The 12582-nt window shown below is 61.9% G+C and carries 11 protein-coding genes and 1 pseudogene; 7 read left to right on the forward strand and 5 right to left on the reverse strand.

Features of this window, described 5'->3' with window-relative positions:
• Positions 1–145 precede the first annotated feature (145 nt).
• Both B0G80_RS00085 and B0G80_RS00090 read left to right on the forward strand, forming a co-directional pair.
• Positions 146–943, forward strand: coding sequence for a 3-hydroxybutyrate dehydrogenase (locus B0G80_RS00085; RefSeq protein WP_116116432.1), 798 nt, complete (start codon positions 146–148; stop codon positions 941–943).
• A 10-nt stretch (positions 944–953) separates the two neighbouring features.
• Complete coding sequence (locus B0G80_RS00090) at positions 954–2192, forward strand: patatin-like phospholipase family protein (RefSeq protein WP_116116433.1); 1239 nt, start codon at positions 954–956, stop codon at positions 2190–2192.
• Positions 2193–2408: 216 nt separating this feature from the next.
• Here B0G80_RS00090 and B0G80_RS00095 read toward each other — a convergent pair whose 3' ends face one another.
• On the reverse strand, positions 2409–3608 hold the full coding sequence (locus tag B0G80_RS00095) for an amino acid aminotransferase (protein ID WP_106285033.1): 1200 nt from the start codon (positions 3606–3608) through the stop codon (positions 2409–2411).
• A 456-nt stretch (positions 3609–4064) separates the two neighbouring features.
• Here B0G80_RS00095 and uvrB point away from each other — a divergent pair, with 456 nt between their 5' ends.
• The 5 genes and pseudogenes from uvrB to B0G80_RS00120 all read left to right on the forward strand — a co-directional run bounded on the left by uvrB (position 4065) and on the right by B0G80_RS00120 (position 9853).
• Positions 4065–6158, forward strand: coding sequence for an excinuclease ABC subunit UvrB (uvrB, locus tag B0G80_RS00100; protein WP_116116435.1), 2094 nt, complete (start codon positions 4065–4067; stop codon positions 6156–6158).
• A 334-nt stretch (positions 6159–6492) separates the two neighbouring features.
• Positions 6493–7041: an iron transporter gene (locus B0G80_RS00105; RefSeq protein WP_116116437.1), complete on the forward strand. Its 549-nt coding sequence runs from the start codon at positions 6493–6495 to the stop codon at positions 7039–7041.
• Between the two features lie 154 nt (positions 7042–7195).
• Positions 7196–7528 (forward strand): cupredoxin domain-containing protein, encoded by a 333-nt coding sequence (locus B0G80_RS00110; protein ID WP_106285048.1) that lies wholly within the window; start codon positions 7196–7198, stop codon positions 7526–7528.
• 75 nt (positions 7529–7603) lie between these two features.
• Positions 7604–8450, forward strand: a pseudogene (locus tag B0G80_RS00115) (FTR1 family protein).
• On the forward strand, positions 8447–9853 hold the full coding sequence (locus B0G80_RS00120) for a 4Fe-4S binding protein (RefSeq protein ID WP_116116439.1): 1407 nt from the start codon (positions 8447–8449) through the stop codon (positions 9851–9853). Before B0G80_RS00115 ends, B0G80_RS00120 begins: the two are co-directional and overlap by 4 nt.
• A gap of 291 nt (positions 9854–10144) precedes the next feature.
• On the opposite strand, the gene B0G80_RS00125 is transcribed toward B0G80_RS00120, so the two are convergent.
• From B0G80_RS00125 to B0G80_RS00140, 4 genes are all read right to left on the reverse strand, one after another.
• Positions 10145–10408 (reverse strand): hemin uptake protein HemP, encoded by a 264-nt coding sequence (locus B0G80_RS00125; protein WP_116116440.1) that lies wholly within the window; start codon positions 10406–10408, stop codon positions 10145–10147.
• A gap of 193 nt (positions 10409–10601) precedes the next feature.
• Positions 10602–11084: an SRPBCC family protein gene (locus B0G80_RS00130; RefSeq protein WP_106285027.1), complete on the reverse strand. Its 483-nt coding sequence runs from the start codon at positions 11082–11084 to the stop codon at positions 10602–10604.
• A 24-nt stretch (positions 11085–11108) separates the two neighbouring features.
• Positions 11109–11507 (reverse strand): OsmC family protein, encoded by a 399-nt coding sequence (locus B0G80_RS00135; protein ID WP_116116442.1) that lies wholly within the window; start codon positions 11505–11507, stop codon positions 11109–11111.
• A 138-nt stretch (positions 11508–11645) separates the two neighbouring features.
• Positions 11646–12524 (reverse strand): pirin family protein, encoded by an 879-nt coding sequence (locus B0G80_RS00140; RefSeq protein WP_116116444.1) that lies wholly within the window; start codon positions 12522–12524, stop codon positions 11646–11648.
• Between the last annotated feature and the right edge of the window lie 58 nt (positions 12525–12582).

The following is a 12582-nucleotide window of genomic DNA, read 5'->3' on the forward strand; positions in this document are numbered from 1 at the left end:
TTAACCGGTGGAGTTCACACGGTTCATGCACAATAGCAGCGTCGGCCGCAGTGCAGCATTCAGCCGAACGGCCTATGCCGTTTGGCTGACTTCACGCCGCCCGCGGCCCGTGGTCTCATTGTCATCAACTGCATGGAGGTTCTGGATGTCGTCAACGAACACGAATCTGAGTGGCAAAGTCGCCGTGGTTACTGGCGCCGCAAGCGGCATCGGCAAGCAGATTGCGCTGACTCTTTCCGCAGCAGGTGCGGCTGTCGCGATCGCCGACCTGAATCAGGACGGCGCGAACGCCGTCGCTGAGGAAATCAAAAAGGGCGGCGGCAAGGCAATCGGCGTGGCGATGGATGTCACGAACGAAGACGCCGTCAATCAGGGCATCGACAAAGTGGCCGCGGAATTTGGCTCGGTCGATATTCTTATTTCCAACGCCGGCATTCAGATCGTCAATCCGATCGAAAACTACTCGTTTTCGGATTGGAAGAAGATGCAGGCAATCCACGTGGACGGCGCGTTCCTGACCACCAAGGCGGCGCTCAAGCACATGTACAAGGACGATCGCGGTGGCATTGTGATCTACATGGGCTCGGTCCACTCGCACGAAGCGTCACCGCTCAAATCGGCATATGTCACGGCCAAGCATGCACTGCTGGGCCTCTCGCGCGTGCTCGCCAAAGAAGGCGCCAAGCACAACGTGCGCTCGCATGTGGTGTGTCCGGGTTTCGTGCGCACGCCGCTTGTCGACAAGCAGATTCCCGAACAGGCCAAAGAACTGGGCATTAGCGAGGAAGACGTGATCAAGCGCGTCATGCTGGGCGGCACGGTCGACGGTGTCTTCACCACGGTGGAAGACGTCGCGCAAACGGTGCTGTTCCTGTCCACGTTCCCGACGGCGGCGTTGACCGGCCAGTCCTTTATTGTGAGCCACGGCTGGTACATGCAATAAGGAGGTGCCTATGGCGCAACGCAATCTCAAGCGGGCGCGCGTCGGCGCGCCCGGCGACGGGGAAGGCGAGGGCGCCGGTCCGGCGCCCTCCGCGCATCCCGGCCGGCATCTCCATTTACCCAAGTACGAAACCGTCGCCTTGATGCTGCAAGGGGGCGGCGCATTGGGCGCCTATCAGGCGGGTGTTTTTCAGGGACTTTACGAAGCGGGGATCGAGCCGAACTGGCTGGCGGGCATTTCGATCGGCGCGTTGAATACGGCGATTATCGCCGGCAATCCGCCCGAAAAGCGGGTTGAACGGCTGCTGCAATTCTGGGAAACGATATGCCAGCCCGCCTTCGGGCCGCCGTTGCCTGCGTTTATCGAGCACGCGCTCTTCAATTCCAGCGACGCCATACGCAAGGCCTTTACGGCAACGCAGGCCGTGGGCGCCATCGTCGAGGGGCAGAAGGGCTTTTTCGTGCCACGCTTTCCGCCGCCGTTGCCCACGGTGTCCGGGCCGCCGCAATTGGCCAGCTACTACGACACCACGCCGTTGAAGGCCACGCTCGAAGCGTTCTGCGATTTCGACCGGATCAATTCGAAAGAAATGCGCGTCTCGGTGGGGGCGGTCAACTGCGGCACGGGGAATTTCGCGTACTTCGATAACACCCATACAACGCTGAGGCCCGAGCATTTCATGGCGTCAGGCGCGTTGCCGCCCGGCTTCGCGGCGGTCGAGATCGACGGTCAGTACTACTGGGACGGCGGCTTGATGTCGAACACGCCGCTCTATGAGGTGATCCAGTCCACGCCGCGTCGCGACACGCTCGCCTTTCAGGTCGATCTCTGGAGCGCGATCGGACCGGTGCCGGACAACATCACCGACGTGCAAGGGCGCATGAAAGACATTCAGTATTCGAGCCGCACGCGTCTCGTGACCGATATGCTGCAGCGGTCGCAGCGTTTCCGGCACGTGTTGCGCGAAGTGCTGGATCGCGTGCCGTCCGATCAGCGTGACGATCCGTGGTGCAAATTGGCCGAGGATCTGTCGTGTTCGAAGCGCTACAACGTGGTCCATTTGATCTACCGGCACAAGGAATACGAAGGGCACTACAAGGACTTTCAGTTCGGCCTGTCGACGATGCGCGAACATTGGCAAAGCGGTTTGGAAGACATCCGCCATTCGCTCGCGCAACCCGATTGGCTCGACATGCCGGATAACGACGCGGGCTTTGTCACGCACGATATCCATCGGGATGCGCGCTGAAAGAGCGACGAGCCTGAACGCCGCGTGACCGAAGCGGGTCGCTGCAATTGTGGCAGTCCTTGCGGTATCGAAAGCGGCTTTGTTCCAGCAACAGGCAACAGGCACGTTGCAAACTGCAATCGCGCCACAAATAGAAACGGCGCCCTGAAAAGGGCGCCGTTTCCACAACCATTCGCAGCAGAGCGCGTGCAATGAATGCCCGCGCCCGCCAACACCTTACTTCAGCACGTGAGCGACCGCATTCGCCACCACGTCGAGGTTGCGCGTATTGAGCGCGGCCACGCAGATGCGACCCGTGCTCACGGCGTAGATGCCGAACTCTTCGCGCAGACGGTCCACTTGCGGCGCCGTCAGACCCGAGTACGAGAACATGCCGCGTTGCGCGTTCACGAAGCTGAAATCGCGATCCACGCCGCTAGCCTTCAGGCGTTCGACCAGCCCGTTACGCATGGCGCGAATACGGTCACGCATTTCGGCCAGTTCGGTTTCCCACGTCGCGCGCAGTTCCGGCGACGCCAGCACGGCCGCAACCACCGAGCCGCCATGCGTCGGCGGGTTCGAGTAGTTCGTGCGGATCACGCGCTTGAGTTGCGACAGCACGCGAGCCGCTTCGTCCTTGCTTGCCGTGATGACCGACAGCGCGCCGACGCGCTCGCCGTACAGCGAGAACGACTTCGAGAACGACGACGACACGAACACGTTCAGTTCCGACGCAGCGAAGAGGCGCACGGCTGCAGCGTCTGCTTCGATGTTGTCGCCGAAACCCTGGTAAGCGATGTCGAGGAACGGCACCAGGTTGCGCGCCTTGACCACTTCGACAATCTGCTTCCATTGCTCGACGCTCAGGTCCACGCCGGTCGGGTTGTGGCAGCACGCGTGCAGCACGACGACGGTGCCGGCTGCGTAGCTGTTCAGCGCGCTCAACATGGCGTCGAAATTCACGCCGTGGGTGTGCGCGTCGTAGTACGGATACGACACGACTTCGAAGCCTGCGCTTTCGAACAGCGCACGGTGGTTTTCCCAGCTCGGATCGCTGATCGCGACCTTCGCGTTCGGGTTCAGGCGCTTCAGGAAATCCGCGCCGATCTTCAGCGCGCCCGTGCCGCCCAACGCCTGCGCCGTCACGACGCGGCCGGCTGCGATCAGCGGCGAGTCGTTGCCGAGCAGCAGTTTCTGCACGGCGGCATCGTAAGCGGCAATGCCTTCGATCGGCAGATACCCGCGCGGCAGCGCAGCTTCGACGCGAGCCTTTTCGGCGTCGCGCACGGCGCGCAGCAGCGGAATCTTGCCTTCTTCGTTGAAGTACACGCCGACGCCAAGATTGACCTTGGTGGTGCGCGCATCGGCGTTGAAGGCTTCGTTCAGGCCCAGAATCGGGTCGCGGGGAGCAAGTTCGACGGCGGAGAACAGAGACATGATGGGTGGGCAGCAGTAGTGAGAAGAGGGCGGCTTCGATCGCGGACGGCCAAGCCTGCGGCGTCCAGCGCAAAACGCGGACACGCCGTGGGCGGTGGCGACCGGGCGCAGCTTCGCATTGTAACGAATTCGCGACCGTTTTTCGGACGGCAACGCCGCTCGTAGGGAATTTTTTGCTTGAAAAACAGGCACTCCGACGCCACTTGGCAACAACGGGGCGCCCCGCCAAGCCGCCTGAAGAAAGCCGGAAAGCGGCCCGCAGCCGGCGAAATTAAGGCTCGTGGCGGCAGTTCCGTCGTCGTGAGCCAATGTCGTGCGACTGCGCCCAAAGGGCCACACCATTGCGTCCGCATCTGCCCGCGCGACTCCCCAAAACCCTACGCAGACGCGCTCGATCTTCGATTCACGCAACCCGTTAGAATAGTTCTTTGCCCCCAAGGCCCGGTACCGCCCCCCATGTCCGAACAACATCTGACTGAAGCCGACGAAACGCTGGACGAATCCAAATTCGTCCGATTCGAAGGCTCGCCGTTCCAGCTCTACCAACCGTATCCGCCCGCCGGCGATCAGCCCAGGGCGATCGACACGCTCGTCGAAGGCGTCGAAGATGGCCTCTCGTTCCAGACGCTGCTCGGTGTGACCGGTTCCGGCAAGACCTTCACGATGGCCAATACGATCGCGCGGCTCGGCCGCCCGGCCATCGTGTTCGCGCCGAACAAGACGCTCGCCGCGCAGCTTTATTCGGAGTTCCGCGAGTTCTTTCCGCGCAATGCGGTCGAGTACTTCGTCTCGTACTACGACTATTACCAGCCGGAAGCGTACGTGCCGCAGCGCGATCTGTTCATCGAGAAGGACTCGTCGATCAACGAGCACATCGAGCAGATGCGGCTGTCGGCCACCAAGAGTCTGATGGAGCGGCGCGACGTGGTGATCGTCGGCACGGTGTCGGCGATTTACGGTATCGGCAACCCGTCTGAATATCACAAGATGATTCTGACGCTGCGCACCGGCGACAAGCTCGGCCAGCGCGACATCATCGCGCGGCTGATCGCCATGCAGTACAACCGCAACGAGGCCGACTTCCAGCGCGGCTCGTTCCGCGTGCGCGGCGACACGATCGATATCTTCCCGGCCGAGCATGCCGAGATGGCGGTGCGCATCGAGTTGTTCGACGATGAAATCGAAACCCTGCAACTATTCGATCCGCTCACGGGCCGCGTGCGTCAGAAGATTCCGCGCTTCACGGTGTATCCGTCGTCGCACTATGTGACGCCGCGCGATACGGTGGTGCGCGCGGTCGAAACGATCAAGGCCGAACTGCGCGAACGGCTCGAATTCTTCTATAGCGGCGGAAAGCTGGTTGAAGCGCAGCGGCTCGAGCAGCGCACGCGCTTCGACCTGGAAATGCTGCAGGAGCTCGGGTTCTGCAAGGGCATCGAGAACTACTCGCGGCACTTCTCCGGCGCGGCGCCGGGCGAGCCGCCGCCTACGCTGGTCGACTATCTGCCGTCGGACGCGCTCATGCTGCTCGACGAGTCGCACGTGCTGATCGGCCAGCTGAACGGCATGTACAACGGCGACCGCGCGCGCAAGGAAAATCTGGTCGACTACGGGTTCCGCCTGCCGTCGGCGCTCGACAACCGCCCGCTCAAGTTCAACGAGTTCGAACGCAAGATGCGTCAGGTGGTGTTCGTGTCGGCCACGCCGGCTGACTACGAGCAGAAGACAGCAGGTCAGGTGGCCGAGCAACTGGTGCGTCCGACCGGCCTCGTCGATCCGGAAATCGAGGTGCGCCCGGCGCGCAGCCAGGTCGACGACGTGCTCGGCGAGATCAACGAGCGCGTCAAGGTGGGTGACCGCGTGCTGGTCACGGTGCTGACCAAGCGCATGGCCGAACAGTTGACCGAGTTTCTGGCCGACCACGGCGTCAAGGTGCGTTATCTGCACAGCGATATCGACACCGTGGAGCGGGTGGAAATCATCCGCGATCTGCGTCTGGGAACCTTCGACGTGCTCGTCGGGATCAACCTGTTGCGCGAAGGGCTGGATATTCCGGAAGTGTCGCTGGTCGCGATTCTCGACGCGGACAAGGAAGGCTTTCTGCGCGCCGAGCGCTCGCTGATCCAGACCATCGGCCGGGCGGCGCGGAACGTGAACGGCAAGGCGATTCTCTACGGAGACAAGATCACGGACTCGATGCGCCGCGCCATCGACGAAACCGAACGGCGACGCAACAAGCAGATTGCCTTCAACCTCGAGAACGGCATTACGCCGCGCGGGGTGGTCAAGCGTATTCGCGACATTATCGACGGCGTGTACAACGTCGACGACGCCCGCGCCGAACTGAAGGAACAGCAGGCGCGCGCGAAATTCGAGGACATGTCCGAGAAGCAGCTTGCCAAGGAACTCAAGCGTCTCGAAAAGCAGATGATGGAGCACGCCAAGAACCTCGAGTTCGAGAAGGCCGCGCAGACCCGCGACCAGCTCGCGCTGCTGCGCCAGCGCGTGTTCGGCGCGAACGTCGGCGATCACGTGTCGGGCGTCGACTAAGTCGTCCGCGCGCTTGGGGCGCGGCAATGCGCCGCGCCCGGTCGATCCATGCCGGGCACTCGCCCGCCATCGCCTCACTTCCTCCCGAGCGCTTCCTTAAGTCTGCCTTAAGACCCTGCTACCACAAGGCTTGCCGCGCGCTCTCATTTGTTCTCCCTCGCGATCAATGATAAACTCGACCAATATTGAGAATGGTTCGCATTAACGTTCGTAACGGCCAGCCCGCCGGCGATCGATCGGGGCGCTCATGCGCCGCAGCCGCTGCATCGCAAGGCGTGCGCGACGCACTGTTCCAATGGGTTCGATTCCAGTCTGATAAAAACAAGGAGTTTCAATGCGGATTTCTTCATTTGTACGTGGCGGCGCGGCAGCGGTGGCCGTGGTCGCGGCTTTCTCGGCAGCGGCGGCGGAATATCCCATCGGCAAACAGCAGATTCACGGCGGCATGGAAATCAACGCGGTCTATCTGCAGCCGATCACGATGGAACCCGAAGGCATGATGCGCAAAGCCTCGGATTCGGACATCCACCTCGAAGCTGACATTCACGCGGTCAAGAACAATCCGACCGGTTTCGCGGAAGGCGACTGGATGCCGTATCTGCAAGTGCACTATGAACTGACGAAGGTCGGTTCGACTCAGACGCAAAAGGGCGGCCTGATGGCGATGGTCGCCAACGACGGCCCGCACTACGGCGACAACGTCAAGCTGCAAGGCCCGGGCAAGTACCACCTGAAGATGATCGTCGAAGCGCCGATGCAAACAGGCCATATGGCGTTCGGCCGCCACGTCGACAAGGAAACCGGCGTGGGTCCGTGGTTCAAGCCGATCACCCTCGAATACGACTTCGCCTATGCCGGCATCGGCAAGAAGGGCGGCTACTGATCGCCGCGCATCATCGCGCGCGAGCACGCGTGGCCGCGCGTGCGCGGGTGATCAGCGAGTGTCAATGAGCGACCGAACGAGGCTGAACAAGCCAGTGCAGCAGACGGCGCGTTGGTGGTCGACCGCCAACGCGCTGCGTTTTCCGGAAGGGCTAATGAGAATCAACCGAAAGATCGCGACCTTCGCCGCCACGATTTTGCTGGCAAGCGCGGCCCACGCAGCCGACCTGCCGACCTTCAAGCTGGAAATGAACGACGGCAAGCTGAACCCGGCCCGCATCGAAGTGCCGGCGGGGCAGCGTATCAAGATCGAAGTGCGCAACACGGGCAAAGGCGCGGCCGAATTCGAAAGCGTGCAGTTGCGTAAAGAAAAGGTGTTGGCACCGGGCGCCGATTCGTTCGTCGTGATCGCGCCGCTCGAACCGGGCGAGTACAAGTTTTTCGACGATTTCCACCAGCAGGCACAGGGCGTCATCGTCGCGAAGTAAGGGCTTGGGAGGCGAGTGCAGGCCGTGAACGGCCGGTCGTTCGCACAAGCGGTAGAAGGGCAGAGGGAGAGCTTGATGGGTCAGATTCTATTCATCGTGTGGCGGGAAAGTGTCGAGGCGTTGCTGGTCGTCGGCATCCTGTACGCGTGGCTGAAAAAATGGCGACGACGATGCGCGCCGCGGTTTGCCGTACCTGTGGGGCGGCGTGGCGGCCGGTTTGATTGCGGCGGTAGCGCTCGGCGCCGCGCTGGTCGGTTTCACCGAAGTGCTCTCCGGCGACGCGCAGGATTATTTCCAGACCGCGATGGTGCTGGTCGCCTGCGTACTGATCGTGCAGATGGTGCTGTGGATGAAGCAGCACGGCCGCACGCTCAAGCGCGACATGGAACAGTCGCTGCAGAAAAGCCAGCGCGATTCGAACTGGTGGGGTGTCGCGTTGCTGGTGGCCTTGGCGATCGCGCGTGAAGGCAGCGAGACGGTGATCTTTCTGTACGGACTCGGCTTCGGCCAGTCGGGTCACGTGGACGCCGGCCAGATGCTCGCGGTCGTGATCGGCCTGGTGCTCGCGTTCCTGACCTTCTACGCACTGCAACTGGGCGGCAAGATCTTCTCGTGGCGGCTCTTTTTCCGCATCACGGAAATCATGCTGCTGTTCCTCGGCGCGGGTCTGTTTCAGACCGGTGTGGACAAGCTGATCGACAAGGAAATCCTGCCGACCATCGTCGACCAGATGTGGAATTCGTCGGCGATCCTCGACGATTCAAGCATCTTCGGTTCGCTGGTCGCCACGCTCACCGGCTATCGCGCCCACCCGGCGTTGATGAATCTGATCGCCTATGCGGTGTACTGGGGCGTGGTTTATCTGCTGCTACGCCGGGCGAATCGCAAGCCGGCACGGCAAACCGCCGGGCGCGCGGCATGAGCACGGTCATGACCCGTCCGGGCCGCCTTGCGGCGGCCGGGCAGTGGATGCAGCGTCATGGTGCCGCGATTCGCGGCATTCAGTGGGTCGTGGTGGCGGTGTACGCGTTTCTGATTCTGGTGCCGGCAGTGATGCCGCTACCGGACGACACGGCGCACTTGTGGAACAACCTGACGCTTGCCGCGCAGTTCGTGTTCTGGGGGATCTGGTGGCCGTTCGTGTTGCTCTCGATGGTCATGCTCGGCCGCGTCTGGTGCGGCGTGCTGTGTCCCGAAGGCGCGCTCGCCGAATTCGCCAGCAAATACGGCCGAGGCTGGGCGATTCCGCACTGGATGCGCTGGGGCGGCTGGCCGTTCGTCGCGTTCGGCATCACCACCATCTACGGTCAGATGGTGAGCGTCTACCAGTATCCGAAAGCCGTGCTGCTGGTGTTAGGCGGCTCGACCTTCGCGGCGATGATCATCGGCTTGCTCTACGGGCGAGAGAAGCGTGTCTGGTGCAAGTATCTCTGCCCCGTCAACGGGGTTTTTTCGCTTCTGGCGCGACTTGCGCCGTTCCACTACAAAGTCGATGAAGAGGCATGGCGCCGTTCGTACAAGAACGGTGAGCATGGACATCGCGTGATTCCGATCAATTGCGCGCCGCTCGTGCCGTTGCGCAACATGAAGGGCGCATCGGATTGCCATATGTGTGGCCGTTGCAGCGGCCACCGCGACGCGATTGCGCTGACGTGGCGCGCGCCGTCGTCGGAAGTGGTGCAGCTGGGCGACAAGCAGGCCAACCCGTGGGACACCGCGTTGATCCTGTACGGCCTGCTCGGCATCGCGATCGGCGCGTTCCACTGGACCGCGTCGCGCTGGTTCGTCGACCTGAAGATTTTCCTCGCGAACTGGCTGGTCGATCACGACATTACATGGCCGCTCGACACCAACGCGCCGTGGTTCCTGTTCACGCATTACCCCGAACAGAACGACGTTTTCTCGTGGCTCGACGGCACCATGCTGATCGGCTACATCCTCGCCACGGCGCTGGTGTACGGCACCGTGCTGCTAGTGCTGCTGATGGGCGCGACGCGCATGCTGGGGCGCTTCGATGGCGTGCGTCTGCATCATTTGACGCAAGGACTGATTCCGATTGCCGGCGCGGGCGTGTTTCTCGGCCTGTCCGCGACCACGCTGTCTCTATTGCGCGCGGAGCATCTGTCGTTGTGGTGGGCGTCGGATATGCGCATCGCGATTCTGGCGATTGCCAACCTGTGGAGCGCATGGCTTGCCTGGCTCGTGACGCGCCGCTACAGCGAGCGTTTCGTTCAACGCGGCCTCGCGATGGTGTGGTTCGCCGCGGCACTGGCCGTGGTCGACAGCGCGTGGTGGCTGATGTTCTGGGGCTGGGCTTCCAAGTAACTCATTCGACGCATTGACGCGCTTGCAGTAGTCCGCGCCTGACCAAACAAAAAGCCGTGGAGATGAAATTCATCCCACGGCTTTTTCATTTTTCGCATGATCGACGCACGTTCAAGCGTGTCGCCGTAGCGAGTGAGAACCGAAAAAAGCGGCCTGGCTTGCTGCGACGGCTGGCTTGGTGTCTGCACGAAGGGGTCTAGTTCTCACGTGCAAGCCGTCGTGGCTGGCTACTGCCCAACACCTCTCTGGGAGGTGGTCCCCACAATACCCGGTACTTACCGCTATTCGTTCCTACTTCGTCAGGATCAGCTTGCCTAAGCGCGTTGCCCGCAGCTGGTAGGTCTCGCCGTTATGGACGATGCTGACGTGGCTATGTCCTTGCAGCAACGCGTCGCTGTGAACGACCCGCTGCGATGTCTCGCCCGACCCGTTGGTGCGATCCGACGCGCCGGGCTTCTGACCGGTCACCGTTGCCGTCGACGTTTTCGGCCGGCTGGTCAGCGCGGCAGCCGGGCGGCGCAGGCTGAGCGTGGAAGGGCGCGTGAGATCGGTCATTCGTTTTAGCTGTTAGTCGATTCGATGGACTAATTCTAAATGATAACTATTCCTATTTACAAGAAAGAGAAATTGATCGGATTTGAGTTTCGATAGTCAGAGAGGTTTTAAGGCGGAACAGCGTCGGGAAAACGACCGCCTGGTCGTTCGGCGGTCTTGCGCTCGCTGGCGGGCAGGGCTGCCCGCGCGATGTTCAATGCAACGTGCCGGGCTCCTGCTTCGCCTGCACATATTGACGAATCAGCCGAACGGTATCGATATCGTTCTCGCGATACGCCGACTTCACGATCTCCTGCGTCTGATGCGCATCGGGATCGGTCGATTCGGGCAGCGTGGTCGCGTATTCGAAGCGCAGGAACAACTGCAGTTCGTCCGGCTGCTCGATGGTCATGGTGAGCGAGCCACCCACGTAGTCGGCCGTCGGCAGAATGTCGTAGCGCACGCTCTGGCTTTCCTCGAGCGTGACGCGGTCGCGCACCGTCGCCTGGCCGTAGTGCAATTCCCGTTCGAGTACGTTGCCTTCGCGCGAAAGGATCGTGCAACTGTCGAGCCCCATCACGAACAACTGCGGCTGTTCGGCGCGCAGCACGAGACCTTCCCACAATTGCGCGCGGGTCATCGATTCGACAAACGGATTCAACGGGTCGTTGATCTGGATAAGGTGTTCGAAATTCAAAACGACAGCTTCCTATGAAAGCGTTTAAGCGACGGCGAGCCCCGAACGGATCGTGATCGAATGCGTGAGGATCTTGTGAACCGGGCACTGGTTGGCTATTTGCAAAAGCCGTTCCCGCTGCTCGTCGGACAGATCGCCTTCGAGCACGATCTTACGGTCGATGGTCGTGCCCGCGTCGCCGGTTTCGAGCGAGAGCGTCACGCGCACGTCGGCGAGCGGCCAGTCCTTGCGCTGAGCGTACATCTTCAGCGTAATCGACGTGCATGCGCCGAGGCTCGACAGCAGCAGCGACACGGGCGTCGGCCCGCGATCACCGCCGCCGAGCGACTCGGGTTCGTCGGCCAGCCATGTGTGCTTGCCGTCGTCGAAATGAACCTGGAAATTCGTCGAGCCGATGTGGGCGGTGACGGTGGACTCTGCCATGCGCGCTCCTGAACAGGGACGGAAATTGCCGCGCGCCACGGCCCGTTATCAGTGAACGGCGTGGCGCGCGGCCTGAATTGCTATTGTGAACGAATTTACCGGCCTTCGCGCCTTAGCTGCGAAGCGCCCGCTGGCGATTCAATGCGTGATCGCGCCCATCCGCCCAGCCTGGTAGTCGACGACGGCCTGGCGGATCTCGTCTTCTGTGTTCATTACGAACGGGCCATAACGCACCACGGGCTCCTTCAGCGGCACGCCGCCTAGCAACAGCACCTCGAGCGGCTCCGCGCCGGCCGTGAGCGTCACCGAGTCGCCATCGTTCTGAAACACGACCATTTTCTGCGCGTCGATTTCCTGACGCGCTTCGCCTTCGCCGTAAAAGCCCTTGCCGGACAGGCTGTACGCAAACACGCGATAGTCGTCCGGCACGGGCTGCCGGATCGTCGCTCCAGGTTGCAGCGAGAAATGCTGGTACAGGATCGGCGTACGCGTTTCGATTGCTGCTTTAACGCCGAGCGCTTCGCCGGCGATCACCTTGACGCGCACCTTGCCGTCCGCGGATGTCGCCACGGGAATGCTCGCTGACGGCATTTCCTGGTAGCGTGGCGCGATCATCTTGTCGCGACGCGGCAGATTCACCCAGAGCTGCAGGCCGTGCACGCGTCCGCCCGTGCGCACGAACGACGGGTCCGGCATCTCGCTGTGCACGACGCCCGCGCCCGCGGTCATCCATTGCACGTCGCCGGCGTGCAGGGTGCCGGAGTGGCCGGCAGAATCCTTATGGCCGAACTGGCCCTCGAGCACATACGTGACCGTCTCGAAGCCGCGATGCGGATGGTCCGGTGCGCCTTTTGCCTCGCCCGGCGCGTAGTCGATCGGACCCATTTCGTCGAGCAGCAGGAACGGATCGAAGTCCATCAACAGGCGGGTCGGAAACGGGCGGTGGACGATAAAGCCGCCACCCTCGGTCGTGCGAACGGCCGGAAAGGTACGTTCGATCGTGCGGGTCGTGCTCATCAAAGTCACCTCAAAAAATCGGGAATAGCGTTATTTTTGAAACATGGAGCTATTATAG

This window comes from Paraburkholderia sp. BL6669N2, assembly GCF_003387275.1.
Lineage (GTDB): Bacteria > Pseudomonadota > Gammaproteobacteria > Burkholderiales > Burkholderiaceae > Paraburkholderia.